Origin of the sequence: Kaistella solincola, assembly GCF_000812875.1 — a bacterium.
In the GTDB taxonomy this organism is placed as follows: domain Bacteria; phylum Bacteroidota; class Bacteroidia; order Flavobacteriales; family Weeksellaceae; genus Kaistella; species Kaistella solincola.
In genome coordinates this window covers 193,169-212,923 of the sequence record NZ_JSYK01000003.1, presented here as the reverse complement: position 1 = coordinate 212,923, position 19,755 = coordinate 193,169, and the positions used below count along the sequence as shown (strand labels likewise).

The following is a 19,755-nucleotide window of genomic DNA, read 5'->3' as shown; positions in this document are numbered from 1 at the left end:
TTCGTTAACCTCCTCTTCATCTGTGTTTTTTTACCGCAGGATTTTACTCCTACCTTTATTTTTTTTCGGGGGCAAATTACGTTTTTTATTTTTTTAATTGCTTTTTTAATGCATTTTTTTTCAAGAAAAAAAACAAAATGCTTAATTCGCATCCATTAGGAAAATAACATTTTTCTATGGAAAAATAACCATATCTGATATATGCATGCATTTTCGGTAAAAATAAAAAATTATCAATGATTGCTACCTGCATGTATTTGGCAGACCTCAAACCTTTTTTCTATTCCGCTCTTTTAACTAAATTTGCGTCATGAACAATCCTATGGACGACGAAAAAAAATCCCTCAATTTCATTGAACAAATTATAGAAGATGACCTCGCCGCCGGCTTGCCTCAAGATAAACTCCGTTTCCGCTTTCCGCCGGAACCCAATGGATATTTACATGTAGGTCACACCAAAGCGATCTGCATTAATTTTGGTCTGGGCGAAAAATACGGCGCGCCGGTTAATCTTCGTTTTGATGATACCAACCCTGAAAAAGAAGAACAGGAATTTGTGGATTCCATTAAAGCAGATATAGAATGGCTGGGTTTTAAATATGATCAGGAATTGTATGCTTCGGATTATTTCGACCAGCTATACGATTGGGCTGTTCAAATGATTATAGACGGAAAAGCGTATGTGGATGAACAACCTTCGGAAGTGATTACTGAACAGCGGAAAAATCCGTTTGAAAACGGAGTTGAATCTCCATTCCGAAACCGTCCTGTTCAAGAAAGCCTGGAACTTTTCGAAAAAATGAAAAAAGGCGAATTTGAGGAAGGCGCCATGTCTCTCCGCGCCAAAATAGACATGACCTCACCCAACATGAATATGCGTGATCCGGTGATGTACCGAATTTTGAAGCGACCACATCACCGCACCGGCGACAAATGGAAAATTTATCCAATGTACGACTGGGCGCATGGCGAATCCGATTATATTGAGCAAATTTCGCATTCATTGTGCTCTTTGGAATTTGAAAATCACCGTCCTTTATACAACTGGTACCTTGACCAGGTTTACGAAGAAAATACCACGCGAAATAAGCAACGCGAATTCGCGCGGATGAATGTTTCATACATGATTACTTCAAAAAGAAAATTACAGCGTTTGGTGGCAGAAAAAGCTGTTACCGGCTGGGATGATCCGCGAATGCCGACCATTTCCGGAATGCGCAGATTAGGTTTTACGCCCACTTCCATTAAAAATTTTATTGAAAGAGTTGGCGTTGCAAAACGCGAAAATCTGATAGACATTCAGCTTTTGGAATTCTTCGTGCGCGAAGATTTAAATAAAGTTGCAACGCGCGTCATGGCAGTTGTAGATCCTGTGAAATTGGTGATTACCAACTATCCGGAAAATGAAGAAGAATGGTTAGAAACCGAAAATAATCCGGAAGATGAAAATGCAGGAAGCAGAAAAGTCCCGTTTTCACGGGAAATTTTTATCGAAAGAGAAGATTTTAAAGAAGAAGGCAATAAAAAATTCTTCCGTCTGAAATTGGGTGGCGAAGTGCGCCTGAAATCAGCTTATATCATTAAAGCTGAAAGCGTTGATAAGGATGAAAATGGTGAAATCCAGACAATATACGCGACCTACGATCCGAAAAGTAAATCCGGCTCCGGTACCGAAGAAAGCTTAAGAAAAGTAAAAGGTACACTTCACTGGGTTTCTGCGGCGCACGCGTTGCCAATTGAAGTCAGAATTTATGACCGTTTGTTTACCACACCACAACCCGATGCGGAAAAAGAAACCGACTTTATGGAGTTTATTAATCCGGACAGCTTAAAATTCGTGCAAGGTTTCGCGGAACCAAGCTTAGCAGATGCTGAAATCGGTCATCCGTATCAGTTCCAGAGAATTGGATATTTCACTAAAGACCGCGATTCCACGCCGGAAAAGCCGGTTTTCAATCGCACGGTAACTTTAAAAGACGGCTACAAACCGGAATAAATTTAAAATCCTTTTCTGCTCTCCGGAAAAGGATTTTTTCTGAGGTAAAACGGCATTTGTTTGCGATTTAGCTCAACACCAAAATTCCGGTCAATTTCTACTTTGCCGAAAGGTTTTTTTTGGGGTAAAAACGGCATTTTTTCTTCTTTTAACAAAAAGCAAAAAATCAGGTCAAAGAGCACCGAATTTTTCGGTTTTAATTTTTACCGGAAAAACCACCTTTTTATTTTAATTATCTTTGCACCGAATTTTAGGTTATGAAAAAAATATTTTCGACGCTCTTTTTACTGTCCTTTTTGTTTACGTTTTCGCAGCAGTCAATCTCTTTTGAAAGCGGTTCTTTTAAAGAAATTTTAGCCAAAGCTAAAAAAGAAAAAAAACTGGTTTTTTTAGATGCGTACGCTTCGTGGTGCGGGCCGTGTAAATTAATGGAAAAAAACATTTTCACACTTCCGGCGGTGAAAGCTTATTACGATGCGAATTTCATCAATGCGCGTATTGATATGGAAAAAGGTGAAGGTCGCGACATCGCCGCAAAATATTCCGTGCGCTCCTACCCTTCTTTTCTCTTTCTAAATGGCGACGGCGATTTGGTGATGCAAAACTTCGGTTATATGGGCGAAGAAGATTTTTTAACCATCGGCAAAGAAGCCAACAATCCGAAACTCACCGATTCTTCGATGAAAGAGCTTTTTATAAAAGGTGAAAAAGACCCGGATTTTTTGTTGAATTTTATGAAACGCTACGCGGAAAGCGATTATGAACTCGCGAAAAAAGGTTCTGAAAGATATTTTGCAAATAAAAAATCTGAGGAATTTACGCGCGACGAAGTTGGTTTGCTTCTGTACTTTTTAAAATCTCCAGCAGATCCGAATTACCAGATTTTTAGGGCTAAAAAAGACCAAATTTCCAAAATTCTATCGGAAGAAATTTATAAGCAGTTCGATGCGAATATTAAGATTTCAAAAGTCATGGAAAATTCATTAAACCAAAAAACAGGTCTCATCGACGATGCTTATTTTTACAAAAACGCCGTGCCGCTCATCGGACAAAAAGATGCGGAAACTGCTTTGGCCAGAATGAAAGTCATTTATTATGAAAATGTCGGAAATTTCCCCGAATACGAAAAAGCGGCTCTCACTTATTATAAAAATTCTGAAGATTTCGATCCGCAGGAATTGCTACAACCAGCGTGGAATTTCGCACAGCACGTGGAAAATAAAGAATCACTGAAAAAAGCTCAGGAATGGGCGGAAAAATCGGTGATGAAAGGTGAAACACCGGAAAACACTTATATTCTCGCAAGAATTTACGCAAAAAACGGCAAAATAACTGAAGCAAAAACTTACGCCGAGCTTTCAAAAAACCTTTCTGAAAGCCAGGGAAAAGACGCGAGCATGGCAACCGAACTTTTACAAAGCTTAAAATAATCCTGCTTTGAAAATTTTTCCCCTCGTTTTCGCTGTGTTTATTTCTTTCCTTTCTAAAGCTCAAATTTCAGATTCCACGCAGTCACCGCAAATTTATTTTAAAGCAAATGCGCTTTTTCTGCCTGTCGGAATTCTTAATGCCGGCGCGGAATATCAGTTAAAAGACAAAGTTACCCTTCAGGCAGATTTGCTTATTTCACCCTGGAAATCTTTCAACGGAAGACCCATGCAAATTTATATTGTGGGATTAGATGCGCGACACTATTTTAAAGAAGCTTTTAAAAACTGGTATCTCGGCGCCAATATTGCCGCTTCGCGCTACATCATGCAAAAATGGAACTACTGGAGCGACGGCCCTTATCAGTACACACCCGACTCGCCGGTTTATATTGCTTCCGATCTTTACCAAGTTGGTTTTTCCACGATGTTCGGCGCGACGGCGGGCTACCAGTTTCAGTTCAACGACCGTTGGAATATGGATTTGTTTTTGGGCGGCGGAAATGTGCAGAGTTTCTACAAAGGAATGCACAAAAAATTGGGAATCCGGTACGATACAGACCCGACGAGAAATTACAACCGAAGCGGAGAATGGCTGATCTACCGCGGCGGCGTAATGATTGCCTATAAATTAAAATCATGAATATAAAATCTAAAAAATTTGCTGTCATTGCGGCAATCACTTTCATTATCTTATTTCTTTTTAATTACATCGGAAACGATCAGCCAGACAAACTGGAGCGCGCCCTGATGACAGCGGTTGCCGGCGTTATCGGACTTACCATCGGAATGTGGTTTGTCTACAAAAATTCAAAAGACGACACGCACCACGATTTTGATTAAAAGCTAAATCGAAAAAATTACCTGCTTTAACGGGAAATTTTTTGGGCCGAATTCTGCTTTTTCCTTTTTACTTTTTCCAGTACCTTTGCACCATGATAAAAATCGGCAATATAGAGCTGCCAGAATTTCCGTTGTTACTTGCGCCAATGGAAGACGTTTCGGATCCGCCTTTCCGTAAACTGTGCAAAATGCACGGCGCAGATATGATGTATTCGGAATTTATTTCTTCGGAAGGTTTGATTCGCGATGCGATGAAAAGCCGCAAAAAACTCGATATTTTCGATTATGAAAGACCGGTCGGAATTCAGATTTTCGGTGGTGATGAAGAAGCCATGGCACTTTCCGCAAAAATTGTGGAAACGGTAAATCCTGACATTGTAGACATTAATTTTGGATGTCCGGTGAAAAAAGTGGTGTGCAAAGGCGCAGGCGCCGGAGTTTTGAAAGATATTGATTTAATGATTCGCCTCACGAAAGCTGTTGTAAATTCAACACATTTGCCGGTTACCGTAAAAACGCGTTTGGGTTGGGATACGGAAAGCATCAATATTATGGAAGTTGCGGAAAGGCTGCAGGAAGTTGGTGTAAAAGCGCTGACCATTCACGCCAGAACACGCGCCCAAATGTACAAAGGCGACGCCGACTGGAATTACATTCACCAAGTAAAAAATAATCCCAATATCGAAATTCCGATTTTCGGAAACGGTGACATCGATTCTGCGCAAAAAGCGTGGGAATACAAAAATAAATTCGACTGCGACGGCATTATGATCGGGCGTGGCGCCATCGGTTATCCCTGGATTTTTAATGAAGTGAAACATTTTTTCGCGACGGGTGAAATTTTACCGGAACCTACGATTACGCAAAGGCTTGAAGCTGTTCGTCAACACGCGGAATGGAGCAAAGACTGGAAAGGTGAAAGATTGGGTTTAATAGAAATGCGCCAGCATTACAGCAATTATTTCCGTGGAATTCCGCATTTTAAAGATTTCCGGCGCCAGTTTTTAGAGGTTTTTACTTTGGAAGAAATGGACGAGGTCATTGAAAAAGCAGATCAGTTTTATTCCCAATACAGCTTCGACGCATAAAAATTTTTTCAAATTTTCGAAAAATCACTTGCTAAAAGGCCGTTTTTTTTATTTTTAAAAATCCAGCAATTCTTTCTGTTTCTTCTAACATTAGACTTAAGATTAAAGCTACCAGCAATTTTTACCAAATTTTTTTCCAGCTAAATGAGGTAATTTTTGGTTTTTAACAGAAAGAATATGATACAAAAGCATAATTATCGTAATATTGCAATATTAAACACTATAAGATTATGGGAGCTACTAAAACAGAACATTTTACGGAACAACAAAACCAAATGGCTACCATCGCAAAAGCGCTTGGGCATCCTGCAAGAATCGCCATTATTGAATATTTAATGAAAGTAAACGAATGTATCTGTGGCGATATTGTGAATGAACTTCCATTAGCTCAACCCACCGTTTCGCAACATTTAAAGGAACTGAAAAATGCAGGAATCATTAAAGGAAACATTGATGGAAATTCAGTCTGTTACTGCATCGATGAAAAAACGATTGAAATCTTAAATACTTATTTCTCGAAAATTATACAAACTGTTTCCCAGGCCAAATGCTGTTAAACTTTTGTTTCCTATATCGCAATATTACCTATTAAATTTTAACCAAAAATATCACGAGATGAAATTAGCAGATGTAAAACAGATTTTACCAACGTTAGAAAATGTTGAATTTCAGTTAGAAAACGGAACTTTTGTTCCGGAACAAAAGAAAAATTTGGTAGAATTAAAGGCTAATCAAAATTCTTGTGCACCAAACTCCGGTTGTTGCTAAACTTTGAATATGCAATCAAAACTCAAGTTTCTCGACCGATATCTCACGCTCTGGATATTTCTTGCAATGGCAATCGGTGTAGGTTTAGGATATTTTCTTCCGGATATTCCTCATTACATCAATGCAATTTCTCTCGGGACGACCAATATTCCTTTAGCAATCGGATTGATTTTGATGATGTATCCACCTTTAGCAAAAGTGGATTATTCTTTATTGCCAATGGCCTTGAAAGACAAAAAAGTATTATCAATTTCGTTACTGTTAAACTGGATTATTGGCCCTGTTTTGATGTTTATTTTGGCCCTAATTTTCTTGCGAGACGAACCCGATTATATGATTGGATTAATTCTCATTGGTTTGGCAAGATGCATCGCAATGGTTATTGTTTGGAACGATTTGGCGAAAGGAAACCGCGAATATGCCGCACTTTTGGTAGCTTTGAACAGCATTTTTCAGATCTTTTCCTACAGCTTTTTTGTGTGGTTATTCATCAATGTATTGCCGCAAAAATTAGGATTAGGAAATTTCAATGTTTCTGTTCCAATGCGCGATGTTACGGAAAGTGTCTTGATTTACCTGGGAATTCCATTTTTAGCGGGCTTTTTAACAAGATATTTTCTAGTAAAACACAAAGGAAAAAATTGGTACAATCATCAGTTTATTCCTAAAATATCACCCATTACCTTATACGCTCTGTTGTTTACTATCGTATTGATGTTCAGTCTGAAAGGCGATAAAATTATAGAATTGCCAATGGATGTTTTAAAAGTCGCGATTCCTTTAATCATCTATTTTATATTAATGTTTTTCGTGAGTTTTTTCATTAATAAATCAATGAATATTCCTTACGATAAAAACGCTTCCATCTCATTTACTGCCACCGGAAATAATTTTGAACTGGCAATAGCCGTGGCAATTTCTGTATTTGGCATTCATTCGCCGCAGGCATTTGTAGGCGTTATCGGTCCGTTGGTAGAAGTTCCGGTATTAATACTTTTGGTCAAAATAAGTCTATATCTCAAACAAAAATTTTATTCAAAATGAAAAAAAACATTTTAGTACTTTGCACCGGAAACAGTTGCAGAAGTCAGATTGCGGAAGGATATTTAAAATTTTTTGCCGGCGAAAAAGCCGAAATTTATAGCGCCGGAATCGAAACGCACGGTGTAAATCCCCAGGCAATCGCGACCATGAAAGAGGACGGAATTGACATTTCAAATCACACTTCAAACAACATTGATGAATACCGGGACATCGATTTTGATTTTGTAATTACCGTTTGCGACCACGCCAAAGAACGTTGCCCTTTCTTCCCCACAAAAGCTGTGAAATTTCATTACAATTTTTCGGATCCCGCAAAAGCAACAGGCACGAAGGAAGAAATTAAAGAAGAGTTTAGAAAAGTAAGGCAAGAAATCAAAAATTATTGTGAAACTTTCGTAAGGGAAAATTTGTAAAAATTGCTGCCAATAATTAAAACTAAATTAATTCGCAATTCCGTAACTTTTATCCTACTTAAAGGACTAATTCAGTTAAATTGAATCGATGCTGAAAGCTGAAAATGTAACCAAAACCTACAACGCCGGAAAAAAACTTGCCCTTTCCCATTTTTCCATCAATGTTCCGGAGGCGAGCATTTATGGACTTCTCGGTCCGAACGGAGCCGGAAAAACCACTTTCATCAGAATCATCAACCAGATTACGCAGGCCGATTTCGGCGAAGTTTTTATCAATAATCAAAAGCTGAATCCGGAGCACATTCGCCAGATCGGTTATATGCCGGAAGAACGCGGTCTGTACAAAAATATGAGTGTTGGCGACCAAATTTTATATTTTGGTGAGCTGAAAGGAATGTCTAAAAATGATGCCCTGCAGCAGGCAAAATTTTGGTTTGAACAGCTGGAAATCGACCAGTGGTGGAAGAAAAAGCTGAGTGAACTCTCCAAAGGAATGGCGCAGAAAATACAGTTTGTAGTGACGGTTTTGCACCGACCGAAACTGCTGATTCTGGATGAACCATTTTCGGGTTTCGATCCGGTGAACGCCAATCTCATCAAAGACCAAATTTTAAATTTAAAGAAAAACGGCACCACCATTATCCTTTCCACGCACCGCATGGAAAGTGTGGAGGAGATGTGCGATTACGTGGCGCTCATTAACCAGGCAAAAAAAGTGCTGGACGGAAAAGTATTCGACGTACGCGAACAATTCAAGAAAAATATCTTTAATGTTACCCTTGCTGAAGTGAATCTGGAGCAATTTGAGCAGTTTAAAAACCAGTTTGATATTCAGCATTTTTCTACAGAAAATGAGCTGATTTCTTTTGATTTGAAAAACGACCGTGACCAGCATTTGCTTTTAAATGAGTTAATGAAAGTCGGAAAAATACGGTCTTTTGACGAGAAAATTCCGAGTATGAACGAAGTGTTCATCAATGCCGTAAGCGGAAACCAAAACTCGGAAATTGTACTTTAAGCCATCCAACAAAAAAAATCCATGAGAAATATATTTCTGATTACGAAAAGAGAATATTTAACGCAGGTTAAGAAAAAATCTTTCGTTATTCTTACGCTTCTGGGCCCGCTTTTGATGATTGGTTTCGGTCTTTTGATTGCGTTTATGTTTAAAGCAAATGAAAGTTCAAGCACTTTCAATGTAATTGATAAAAGCGGACTTTTTGTAACTAAACTGAAAGGAAATTCGCAGATAAAATATGTCTTTGTACCCGCGGAAAATGAAAAATCGCTGGAAAGTACACTGAAAGACATGGACGGAATTGAAGGTTTACTGGTGATTCCGGCGCTGCAAAATAACAATTATGAGCAGTTACAAAAAGACACAAAACTGCTGATCAACAAAAAAATTGGTTTTGATACGAAAACAACTGTCGCCTCAGATTTAGCAAAAATCATCAGAACAGAAAAAATAAAAACGCTCGGCATTTCCGAAAGTCAAATGACGGATCTGGAAAAGAATTTCGAGCTGAACACCAAAAATGTCGTCGATAATAAAAGCACCGACAGTGACCTGTCTTTCGGTGTAAAATCGGGCCTCGCGCTGGTGCTGATGTACGCAGTTTTCATGTTTATCATCATTTACGGCGTCCGCGTGATGCGCAGCGTTCTGGAGGAAAAAAACAACCGCGTCGTAGAAATCATTATTTCCTCGGTAAAACCTTTTGAGCTGATGATGGGAAAAATTTTAGGTGTTACTTTGGTGGCGTTAACGCAGTTCAGCATTTGGATTACGATGGCGGTTTTAGGTGCAATTTCACTAAACACCGGCTTTAGCGCGATGAAAAACCAAATTCCTGGTGGTGAACAGTCAGCAGAGATGATTGACAAATTCGATTTTAAGCAAACTGCAGGCGAAATTTCTCACATTTTACTCGACATGAATTTCCCGCTTATTATCGCGGTTTTCATCGTTTTCTTTTTGTTGGGTTATATTTTTTACAGCTCTATGTACGCGGCAATTGGCTCGGCAGTCGACAACGAAACGGAAACGCAGCAGTTTACTTTATTTGCCATAATTCCGCTCATGTTGGGAATGTACGGCAGCTTTACGATTATGAATAATCCGGAAGGTCCGCTGGGTTTCTGGCTTTCGATGATTCCGTTTACGTCGCCGGTGGCGATGATTGCGCGGATTCCGTTTGGTGTTCCGGTGTGGCAGATTTTGGTTTCTGTACTTTTGCTCTTGCTTTCGACGTTGTTAATGGTCTTTATCGCGGCGAAAGTGTACCGCGTTGGGATTTTGATGTATGGAAATAAAGCCAGTGCAAAAGAACTTTGGAAATGGATCAGAAGCTAAAAAATATGGCCTTTTAGCGGCATATTTTTTTAAAATAACAATTCCACCAAAATTGATTGGTGGAATTTTTTATTGATGGATTTTTCGGCGCTCGCTTCGCTCGCGCCAATATTTTCAAAGGTCTAGAGAGATTTTTTAGTGCAACCTTGTCGAGAATTTTCTTGCAAAATATGCCGCTAAAATGGCATATTTTTGCAAAAAAAAATTTTTAGTTTAATTACTTCAATTCCTCAGCAATCATTACTTTTTCATGGCAAATATTATCCCATAGCAAATTTTCGCCCGCCGTATAATAACTATTCGAAGAATTTTTTGGCTTAAGCTCAAAATAAAAATCATAGGAGCCGCCGATTATCCCAAACTTTTCTGTATAAACAAATCGATCAATTCCTCTTTTGATATTATATCCATCCCATACATTCCAATCATCTAATGTCCAAAATTGATATGCATGTTGATTCTTTATTTTTAAGACTTTTGATAGGTAATATTTTTTCAAATATGAGTTATCAAGATTATTTACACGAGAATTATTTCTAGGGTCCAAAAAGAAATCAGCGTTAGGGAATTGTCGCTAAAAAAGTGTTTTCATTCCTTTTATTTTTAACCGCTGTTCATTAATATTAATTACGCCATACGAAAGTACGATGGGATATTTTGTTTTTTGAACTTGGAATAACTCCGTTAAACATACTTTTGACACATAAAATTCATCGTTTTCTTTTTTTAATAAATTATACTCGAAAGTCTTATTGCTCGGTCTATTATCCCCCAACCAATTGAAAGCTAGCGACCGAATTTTACTTTTTGAAACTAATTTATCTTTGAAAGCAGATTCCTGTATTTTTACCCAATTTTCCGCAGATTCCAAATCTGGAAGGACGGAAAAAAGCAGAATTACAGTTTCGGAAAAAAATACATTATAAATCTTTACTTCACTATTGAATTCATATAATTTAGCCGTTTTTAAGGTATATTCCTGCACTCTAAAATTAGATCGTAAATCATCTACACTTACATACTTGCGCAGTACTAAGAACTGGAAAAAGGAATATTGAAATAAAAAATATTTTTATCATAATAATAAGCAGTGATCGTGTATTTCAGAATGTGGTTATAAAGCAAACTTTACTATGGGGAAATATACAAAAGGTTATTGTAAACTGAAAATGAATTTTCTGAATGTTTTTATAAGCTAAAAAAATTTGCTCTCTTAACGGCAAATTTTTCATAAGAAGATAACGCGCGAGCGAAGCGAGCGCCAATATTTTCAAAGTTTCAGCAAATGTTTTGACGCATCACTTTGACAAAGTTCAAAACTTTGACAAAGTTTTTTTAAAAATATGCCGCTAAAACGGCAATTTTTTCGAAGTAGAAAACCGCGAGCGAAGTGAGCGCAAATGTTATCAAAGTTTCAGCAAAATGTTTTGACGCATCACTTTGTCAAAGTTCAAAACTTTGACAAAGTTTTTTTTAAAAATATGTCGCTAAAAGGGCAACTTTTTCGAAGTAGAAAAGCGCGAGCGAAGCGAGCGTAAATGTTTTCAATGTTGTAGTTAAATGTTTTAGCATCAAAACTATTTCATAATTTCGAAAAAATATGCCGCTAAAACGCCCAATTTTCCCAAAATAGAAAATTCCATCAAAATGATTTGATGGAATTTTTAATTTTAATTTTAATTTTAATTTTAATTAAATATATAGCTTACTCCGGCGCTTACAACCTGTTCGGTTTTTTTCTTCGCGATACTTGGATCCGTTCCCGGCTCGTTCATCAAACCTTTGTAGGTATTGGAAAGTCCCAGATCATAGCGCGCTGTAATCTCCAATTTTCGGAGGTAGGAAAAACCAAGTCCGAAGCCCAGTGCCATATTAAAGCTGCTGGCCTTGCCGTTTACGCCCGGATATTGCGGCAGCTCTTCAATGCCATAATATGGCCGTGAAGCCGGCACATCTGAAACTTTCTGGCTGACTAAAAAATTAAATTTCGGGCCTGCAAGGGCAAAAAATTCTGATTCAGCTTCGGAGAAAAATCCTTTGAAATACAACGGAACACTAATGTAATTATTCGCATAAATCGCGTCGTAACCGCTTGCACCTTTGAAATCTTTGTTTTTACCGGTTTCACCAGCGCCCAAATATTCCACGCCGGGTTGCAGGTAAAACTGGTCGCGGCTGTCAATCGGAATCAGTGCCAAAACGCCACCATAACCGGAAAATAACGCTCCGGAGGGATTGTGTGCATTGGTAATCCGCGAATACGTTCCACCGCCCGTAATACCGAAACGCGTGCTGCTTAAATCGATTTGCGCCGATAAAGCAACGGAAGCGACCAAGGCTGAAGTTAAAAGAATTTTTTTCATACCACTTGTGTTTTTTGTGTCTTATCCTAAAACTTTCGCTACAGTAGAACCGATTTCAGCCGGAGAATCCACAACGTTGATTCCGTTTTCTCTCATGATTGCCATTTTCGCCTGTGCGGTATCATCATCACCACCAACGATTGCTCCCGCGTGACCCATTGTGCGGCCTTTTGGCGCAGTTTGTCCGGCGATGAAACCTACAACTGGTTTAGTAGAACCTGATTCTTTATACCAACGCGCAGCTTCAGCTTCAAGGTTACCACCGATTTCACCAATCATAACAACCGCTTCAGTTTCCGGATCGTTGATGAATAATTCCAAAGCTTCTTTGGTTGTAGTTCCGATGATTGGGTCACCACCAATACCGATCGCAGTAGAAACTCCGTAACCGGCTTTCACCACCTGGTCAGCAGCTTCGTAAGTTAAAGTTCCGGATTTGGAAACGATACCTACTTTACCTTTTTTGAAAACGAAACCTGGCATAATACCGATTTTTGCTTCGTCAGAAGTAATAATTCCCGGGCAGTTCGGTCCGATTAATCGTGAGCTTGTGCCGGCTAAATATTCTTTAACTTTTACCATATCAGCAACAGGAATTCCTTCGGTAATACATGCGATTACTTTGATTCCAGCTTCAGCAGCTTCCATGATGGCGTCTGCAGCAAACGCAGGCGGAACGAAAATAATACTTACGTTGGCTCCCGCTTTTTCTACAGCATCAGCTACCGTGTTGAAAACAGGTTTTCCCAAATGTTCAGAACCACCTTTTCCCGGAGTTACACCGCCTACAACGTTGGTTCCGTATTCAATCATCTGACCTGCGTGGAAAGTTCCTTCGTTTCCGGTAAATCCCTGTACGATTACTTTAGAATCTTTGTTTACTAATACTGACATTTTTTATTTTTTAAATTTATTTATTTTTTAATGCTTACAAAATTACTCAATAAATATTGAATTAAAGAGGAACAGCAGGCGTTATTTCAAATTTTTGAGTTTGATTTCCTTGCGCAAATACTGCTTGAATTCTTCTGCAATCGGTCCGAAATAAGTTCCTTTTTTTAAATCGCGGTTTACGCCGCATTTTGCTAAAAGTACCGTTCCGGATTCCACACGAACGCCAGACGCCATACCAACCTGTCCCCAAATCGTCACCTCATCTTCGATGATGCAGCAGCCGGCAATGCCGGTTTGGGACGCAATCAGGCATTTTTTTCCAATGACGGTATCGTGGCCGATCTGGATTTGATTATCTAAAACCGAACCTTCGCCAATTACTGTAGAATCGGTAACTCCACGATCAATGGTACAGTTATTTCCAATTTCAACATTATCAGCAATCACCACATTTCCCACCGAAATTAAACGGTCAAAATTTCCGTCTTTTTTCCGGTAATAAAAGGCGTCTCCACCCAAAACAGTGTTTGATTGAATGGTGACATTATCGCCAATTTCTGTGCGGTCACCAATCACAACATTGGGAAAAATGATGCAGTTGCTGCCAATTTTCACATTATTTCCGATAACGACTGATGGATGAATCTGTGTGTTTTCACCAACTTCAAGTTCATGCAGAGTTTCACCAAAATTGGTGATTTTAGTGAAATGCTGATTGATTTTATTGAAATCGCCAAACGGATCATCGGAAACCAAAAGCGCTTTGCCTTCGGGACATTCCACATTTTGGTCGATCAAAATGATGGTCGCCGCAGATTTTAAGGCTTTTTCGTAATATTTCGGGTGATTTACAAATACAATATCTCCACTTTTTACCCGGTGAATTTCATTGGTACCGAGCACCGGAAAATCCGGGTCGCCTATCATTTTGGCGCCGATTAATTCAGCAATTGATTGCAGCGTTTGAGGTTGTGCAAATGTCATTTTATAAATATTTATTGCGGATTTTGCAGCCCGACTTGAGCGGAAATCCTTTTGCGAGGAACGAGCAAAAGATTGGGAGCGGAAGGCGGAAAAAGCTGCCCAAAAAAATTCGCCGCTAAAACGGCATTATTTTACTCTTTCCAAATAAGAACCGTCTTCGGTGTTTACTTTAATTTTGTCACCAGCCTCGATGAATAAAGGAACCATTACGCGCGCGCCGGTTTCTACAATCGCATTTTTTAAGGCATTTGTCGCTGTATTTCCTTTTACGCCCGGATCAGCTTCGATAACATCAAGGTATACTGTTGGCGGAATTTCCGCAGACAACGGCGATTCATCAGCTTCTTTTAAAATGATAGTAACTTCCTCACCAGCTTTCATAAACTGTGCGTTTTCAATCATTTCCTTGTCTAAATAAATCTGAGAAAAATCCTCATTATTCATAAAGTGGAAGCCGTTGTCATCTTCGTATAAATACTGGAATTTGCGCGTTGTTACCTTTACTTCGTCAATTTTGTGTCCCGCAGAAAAAGTATTGTCCAAAACTTTTCCGTTGGTCACCGATTTCATTTTTGTTCTTACGAAAGCTGGTCCTTTGCCTGGTTTTACGTGTAAAAATTCAATAATTTTGAAGATATCGTTGCTATATTCGATACACATTCCTTTTTTAATATCGTTGCTTGTTGCCATTTAAATCTTTGGATAAAAAGTTAAGATTATTGCTTAACGGTTGTTGTTTATTTTTTTATTGTTTTAATCTTTTCCGGTTCCGTAACCTTTAACGATGCCGCGTGGAGAATTGCGGATAAATTCCAGAATTTCGTCGCGTTCTACGGTTGGTAACATTTCTTTTTCAATGTAACTTGCCGCTTGAGAAACGTTCATTTTCATCTGAAAAATAGCGCGGTAAATTTTCTGAATTTCGAAAATTTTCTCATTGTTAAAACCACGTCTGCGAAGACCGATGGAATTAATTCCGGCATAAGTCATGGGTTCACGCGCTACTTTTACGTAAGGCGGAATATCTTTTCGAACTAAAGTTCCACCGGAAATCATGACATGTTTCCCAATTTTACCAAATTGATGCACAGCTGAAAGGCCGCCCATAACCGTATAATCACCAATCTCCACGTGTCCCGCAATGCCACAGCCGTTCACAATAATTACATTATTTCCAAGGATGCAGTCGTGTGCAATATGAGATGTTGCCATAATAAGGCAGTCTTTACCGAGAATGGTTTGACCTGAAGCTTTGGTACCGCGGTTAACTGTCACGCATTCGCGCAAAGTTGTACCATCACCAATAATCACCTGAGTATCTTCACCATCGAATTTTAAGTCTTGCGGGATGGCAGAAATAACAGTGCCCGGAAAAATGCGGCAGTTTTTGCCAATTCTTGCACCATCCATAATGGTCACGTTCGGACCTATCCATGTGCCCTCGCCTATTTCCACATCGCCCGCGATGGTGGTGAAAGGTTCGATAGTCACGTTTTTATGAACAATTGCACGTTTGTCTACGGCAGCTAATTGGTGAATCATTTAGTCCGGTTTATTTTTAGCTACCTGAGCCATCAGTTCTGCTTCTACGACAACGCTGTCGCCAACATAACCGAAGCCCTGCATATGTACAATACCTCTTCTGATAGGCGAAATCAGTTCTATTTTAAATACCATGGTGTCACCAGGTACCACTTTTTTCTTGAATTTTACTTTATCAATTTTAATGAAATAAGTTGAATAATTTTCAGGATCAGGAACACTGGCCAAAACCAGGATTCCACCTGTCTGCGCCAAAGCTTCTACCTGAAGAACACCTGGCATTACCGGTTCTTTCGGAAAGTGACCTACGAAATAAGGTTCATTCATCGTCACATTTTTTAGACCGACAACGTGAGAATCAGAAAGTTCTAAAATTTTATCAATCAATAAAAATGGTGGACGGTGCGGCATCAAACGCATAATTCCGTTAATGTCGTAAACCGGTTCTTTATTGATGTCAATATCCGGAACATTTTTCTTTTTCTGTAATTTCCACTGTCTGTTCAGTTTTTTCGCAAACTGAGTGTTCACAAAATGACCGGGTTTGTTGGCAATTACTTTACCTTTTATTTTCACACCTACTAAAGCCAAATCACCAATCACATCTAAAAGTTTGTGACGCGCTGCTTCGTTCGGGTAATTTAAAGTCAGGTTGTCTAAGATTCCATTCGGACGAATTGAAACTTCATCTTTTCCGAAGGCTTTTTTTAATTTCTCAGAAGTTTCCTGAGTTAATTCTTTATCAACATAAACGATAGCGTTTGAAATATCACCACCTTTAATCAATCCGGCATCCAGAAGCATTTCTAGCTCGTGCAGAAAACTGAAAGTACGAGCCGCAGAAATTTCATCTTTAAACTCCGAAATATCTTTAAGTGTTGCGTTTTGAGTTCCTAAAACTTTAGTTCCAAAATCCACCATAGTCGTCACTTCGTAAGAATCTGAAGGTATAATTGTAATTTCTGAACCTGTTGCAGGATCGCTGTAGCTGAGCACTTCTTTAACAATTAAATATTCTCGCGCGCAAGATTGCTCTACAATTCCGGCTTTTTCGATAGCTTCCACGAAAAATTTAGAAGAGCCGTCTAAAATTGGCGGCTCTGCGCTGTTCATTTCCAAGATCGCGTTATCAATGTCGCAACCAACTAATGCTGCTAAAAGATGTTCACAGGTATGTATTCGAACGCCCAGTTTTTCTAAAGTTGTTCCCCGCTCAGTCGTCGTCACATAATTCACATCTGCTTCAATATGCGGCCGGCCTTCAAGATCTGTCCTAATAAAAACGAAACCTGTATTTTCTTTTGCAGGTTTCATGGTCAGGGTCACTTCGCGACCGGTATGAAGTCCGATCCCGGAAAGGGAAACCTCTTCATTTAAAGTTTTTTGCTTATCACTCATTAGTATTATCTTTTGAGTTTTTCTCAAGATTATTTATACGTTTTACAATATCGGTAAAATTGCGGAAATGCACGTAATTTCGTCGGTATTCGCCCGCATTGATCGCTGGGGAACCGTACAATATTTCGCCATCTTTTGCGGAAGAATTTACGCCGCTTTGTCCCTGTATTTTTACCTGGTTTCCGATGTTGATGTGACCCACAATACCGGCCTGACCACCAATTTGGTTCCAGTCGCCAATCACCGTAGAACCAGCAATACCAGCTTGCGCCGCTATAACATTATGTTTTCCGATTTTTACGTTGTGTGCAATCTGGATGAGATTATCGATTTTGGTGCCCTGTCCGATAATCGTCGAACCGAGCGTTCCGCGGTCAATGCTGCAGTTGCTGCCAATTTCCACGTTATCTTCTAAAATTACATTCCCCAATTGTGGAATTTTCTGATAACCATCTTTTGTCGGCTGAAACCCAAAACCATCAGAACCGATCACGGTGTTTGAATGTACGATACAGTTGTCGCCGATTACACAATAATCGTAAACGCGAACGCCACTGTACAGAACACAGTTTTTACCGATCTTCACGTTTTTACCAATAAAAACCTGCGGATATATCTGGCTTCCGGCACCAATTTTTACCTTTTCGCTCACGCAGGTAAAAGCGCCGATGTAGACATTTTCGCCAATCGTTGCACTTTCATGAAAAACAGCACCATCTTCAATACCGGATTTGCGGCCCTGCATTTCCTGGTACAGATTCATTAAAATCTGAAAGGAAAGATAAGCATCTTCTACCGCGATAATCGTGGGTTTGTACGGGATATCGGTTAATAATTTTTCGGAAACTATAATTACCGCGCATTTCGCATCGCGCAGGTAATCTACAAATCGCGCCTGTGCGACAAAGGAAAGATGTCCTTCTTCCGCACTTTCTATGGGCGCCACTCCCGTGATGATGGTTTGGTCATCTCCGATAATCCGACCATTAATAAAACTTGCAATCTGCGACGCGGTAAACTCCATATCCGGCAAAGATAGGAAATTATGAAATATTTTATATCTTTTTATGATTTTTATGGATTTCCAGCGGAGGCGATTATAGTCAAATAAATTACGTGAAAAATCTATGACACCAAATGGTTAGCGCTAAAAAGTGAAAAAATTTGCCCTTAAAGCACCGAATTTTTCTAAATTAAATTTCGCGCGGAAAAGCCAAAATATATTTCGTGTTTTGCTGGCTGATGAACGAAGACAGAATCTGATTTTCTGAGTGGTCCAAACGGATTTTTTCACCGTTTTTCTGCAATAGAAATATCGGTTGCTCTTCCTGATTATAAGGTAAAAGGTGCCGCGCAAGCTGATTCACCAACTCAGCGCCGGCGCCAGAACCATATTTTTCGTCCGTGAGATTAATTTTTTCCTGTATGAATTCCGCAGAAAAAGGCTGCGAAGAAATAATGGTTCGCGGAAAATTTCGCTGAATGACACATTTGCACAGATAAGAAAGAATAATATCCTCATTCTTCGACCAAAATTTCATGGCCTGAATCACATCATTGTCATCAAGTTCCGTGAAGCGCTGTAAATCTTCGGCGGTCGCGCATTCAAATTTATTTTTATTGAGGAAATAACTCAGATTTTCCGATGCCGGCAGATTTTCACCCTGTGAAACCAAAACTTTTGCGCGCGCTAAAATTTTCACCAAGAGAAATTCTGCAATTGCAGCGGTTTTGTGGTAATACACCTGCCAGTACATGAACATGCGGGCGGTGAGAAAATTTTCGATGGAATAAATTCCTTTCGCATCAATCACCAACTCATCCTGTGAAACATTCATCATGGAAATAATGCGCTGTGTATTCACACTACCTTCGGAAACACCGGTGTAAAAGCTGTCTCGCTTTAAATAATCCAGACGGTCCACATCAAGCTGCGAGGAAATAAGCTGGTTGAAGAATTTGCGGTGATATTTTCCCTGAAACATTTCAATTGCAGTGGAAAGCTGGCCATTAAATTCCTCATTCATTTTCCGCATTAATAATAAGGAGAGTTTTTCGTGATGCCAATCATCCATCAACATATTTTCCAGCGCGTGCGAGAACGGTCCGTGACCTACGTCGTGCAATAAAATCGCCAACATCGCACCTTTTTCTTCGTCTTTAGAAATCGCGACACCTTTCAGTTTTAAAGTTTCCAGCGCGGTAAACATGAGATGCATCGCGCCCAGAGCGTGGTGGAAACGCGTGTGCGTGGCGCCGGGAAAAATCAGGTTTAAAAGTCCTGTCTGGGAAATCCTACGCAAACGCTGAAAATACGGATGCTCGATAACATCGAAAAGAATTTCGTGCGGAATATTGATAAACCCGTGAACCGGATCGTTGATGATTTTAAATTTATTGGTCATAAGCTGCCTTCAAAAGCGAAAAATTTGCCGCTGGAACGGCACAAATTTACATATTTGTTTTTGAAGCTTTTAACTAATGGCTTTAATAAAAGATAAAGTCATCATTAATAAAAATCAAAAAAAAGCCGCTAAAAGGCCGGAATTTTTTAAAAAAATTAACGCAAGTTTAACGTGGTTTTAAAGAAAAGTTGGCATTTTATGGTTGTATTTTTGACGGCGAGACCAAAGCGAATT

At 39.3% G+C, this 19,755-nt stretch carries 20 protein-coding genes and 1 pseudogene; 11 read left to right on the top strand and 10 right to left on the bottom strand.

Annotation, left to right across the window (positions count from 1 at the left end; all coding sequences use genetic code 11):
- Positions 1–322 precede the first annotated feature (322 nt).
- From OA84_RS05015 to OA84_RS04970, 11 genes and pseudogenes are all read left to right on the top strand, one after another.
- Positions 323–1,996, top strand: coding sequence for a glutamine--tRNA ligase/YqeY domain fusion protein (locus OA84_RS05015; RefSeq protein ID WP_039343352.1), 1,674 nt, complete (start codon positions 323–325; stop codon positions 1,994–1,996).
- Positions 1,997–2,253: 257 nt separating this feature from the next.
- Positions 2,254–3,426 (top strand): thioredoxin family protein, encoded by a 1,173-nt coding sequence (locus OA84_RS05010; RefSeq protein WP_039343349.1) that lies wholly within the window; start codon positions 2,254–2,256, stop codon positions 3,424–3,426.
- 7 nt (positions 3,427–3,433) lie between these two features.
- Positions 3,434–4,066: a DUF3575 domain-containing protein gene (locus OA84_RS05005; RefSeq protein WP_039343346.1), complete on the top strand. Its 633-nt coding sequence runs from the start codon at positions 3,434–3,436 to the stop codon at positions 4,064–4,066.
- Positions 4,063–4,266: a hypothetical protein gene (locus OA84_RS05000; protein WP_039343342.1), complete on the top strand. Its 204-nt coding sequence runs from the start codon at positions 4,063–4,065 to the stop codon at positions 4,264–4,266. The genes OA84_RS05005 and OA84_RS05000 overlap by 4 nt, the downstream gene beginning before the upstream one ends.
- Positions 4,267–4,358: 92 nt before the next feature.
- Positions 4,359–5,354 (top strand): tRNA dihydrouridine synthase DusB, encoded by a 996-nt coding sequence (gene dusB / locus OA84_RS04995; RefSeq protein WP_039343339.1) that lies wholly within the window; start codon positions 4,359–4,361, stop codon positions 5,352–5,354.
- Between the two features lie 230 nt (positions 5,355–5,584).
- A complete protein-coding gene (locus OA84_RS04990; protein WP_039343335.1) occupies positions 5,585–5,911 on the top strand; it encodes an ArsR/SmtB family transcription factor in 327 nt (108 codons plus the stop codon).
- 58 nt (positions 5,912–5,969) lie between these two features.
- Positions 5,970–6,053, top strand: a pseudogene (locus OA84_RS11625) (DUF6428 family protein); the annotation flags it as partial.
- A 78-nt stretch (positions 6,054–6,131) separates the two neighbouring features.
- Positions 6,132–7,166, top strand: coding sequence for an ACR3 family arsenite efflux transporter (gene arsB, locus OA84_RS04985; protein WP_039343332.1), 1,035 nt, complete (start codon positions 6,132–6,134; stop codon positions 7,164–7,166).
- Positions 7,163–7,579, top strand: coding sequence for an arsenate reductase ArsC (locus tag OA84_RS04980; RefSeq protein ID WP_039343330.1), 417 nt, complete (start codon positions 7,163–7,165; stop codon positions 7,577–7,579). Before arsB ends, OA84_RS04980 begins: the two co-directional genes overlap by 4 nt.
- Positions 7,580–7,667: 88 nt before the next feature.
- Positions 7,668–8,597, top strand: a complete 930-nt coding sequence (locus OA84_RS04975) for an ABC transporter ATP-binding protein (protein ID WP_039343327.1) — start codon at positions 7,668–7,670, stop codon at positions 8,595–8,597.
- 21 nt (positions 8,598–8,618) lie between these two features.
- A complete protein-coding gene (locus OA84_RS04970; protein ID WP_039343324.1) occupies positions 8,619–9,935 on the top strand; it encodes an ABC transporter permease in 1,317 nt (438 codons plus the stop codon).
- Positions 9,936–10,152: 217 nt separating this feature from the next.
- On the opposite strand, the gene OA84_RS11180 is transcribed toward OA84_RS04970, so the two are convergent.
- The 10 genes from OA84_RS11180 to OA84_RS04925 all read right to left on the bottom strand — a co-directional run bounded on the left by OA84_RS11180 (position 10,153) and on the right by OA84_RS04925 (position 19,521).
- Positions 10,153–10,434 (bottom strand): hypothetical protein, encoded by a 282-nt coding sequence (locus OA84_RS11180; RefSeq protein ID WP_156965039.1) that lies wholly within the window; start codon positions 10,432–10,434, stop codon positions 10,153–10,155.
- A gap of 75 nt (positions 10,435–10,509) precedes the next feature.
- Positions 10,510–10,920 carry a hypothetical protein gene (locus tag OA84_RS11175; RefSeq protein ID WP_052252123.1) on the bottom strand — a complete coding sequence of 137 codons (411 nt, stop codon included), beginning with the start codon at positions 10,918–10,920 and terminating at the stop codon, positions 10,510–10,512.
- Between the two features lie 703 nt (positions 10,921–11,623).
- The gene (locus OA84_RS04960) at positions 11,624–12,298 is read right to left on the bottom strand and encodes a porin family protein (protein ID WP_039343322.1); all 675 of its coding nucleotides are present in this window, start codon (positions 12,296–12,298) and stop codon (positions 11,624–11,626) included.
- 21 nt (positions 12,299–12,319) lie between these two features.
- Complete coding sequence (gene sucD, locus OA84_RS04955; protein WP_039343318.1) at positions 12,320–13,192, bottom strand: succinate--CoA ligase subunit alpha; 873 nt, start codon at positions 13,190–13,192, stop codon at positions 12,320–12,322.
- An 81-nt stretch (positions 13,193–13,273) separates the two neighbouring features.
- A complete protein-coding gene (locus OA84_RS04950) occupies positions 13,274–14,176 on the bottom strand; it encodes an LpxD N-terminal domain-containing protein (protein ID WP_039343316.1) in 903 nt (300 codons plus the stop codon).
- Positions 14,177–14,302: 126 nt separating this feature from the next.
- On the bottom strand, positions 14,303–14,866 hold the full coding sequence (gene efp, locus OA84_RS04945; RefSeq protein ID WP_039343313.1) for an elongation factor P: 564 nt from the start codon (positions 14,864–14,866) through the stop codon (positions 14,303–14,305).
- 63 nt (positions 14,867–14,929) lie between these two features.
- Entirely contained in the window at positions 14,930–15,718 is a 789-nt protein-coding gene (gene lpxA / locus OA84_RS04940) for an acyl-ACP--UDP-N-acetylglucosamine O-acyltransferase (protein ID WP_039343311.1), read from the bottom strand.
- Positions 15,719–17,116, bottom strand: coding sequence for a bifunctional UDP-3-O-[3-hydroxymyristoyl] N-acetylglucosamine deacetylase/3-hydroxyacyl-ACP dehydratase (locus tag OA84_RS04935; protein ID WP_039343306.1), 1,398 nt, complete (start codon positions 17,114–17,116; stop codon positions 15,719–15,721).
- The gene (lpxD, locus tag OA84_RS04930; protein ID WP_039343304.1) at positions 17,109–18,140 is read right to left on the bottom strand and encodes a UDP-3-O-(3-hydroxymyristoyl)glucosamine N-acyltransferase; all 1,032 of its coding nucleotides are present in this window, start codon (positions 18,138–18,140) and stop codon (positions 17,109–17,111) included. Before lpxD ends, OA84_RS04935 begins: the two co-directional genes overlap by 8 nt.
- 169 nt (positions 18,141–18,309) lie before the next feature.
- The gene (locus OA84_RS04925) at positions 18,310–19,521 is read right to left on the bottom strand and encodes an HD domain-containing protein (RefSeq protein WP_039343301.1); all 1,212 of its coding nucleotides are present in this window, start codon (positions 19,519–19,521) and stop codon (positions 18,310–18,312) included.
- Between the last annotated feature and the right edge of the window lie 234 nt (positions 19,522–19,755).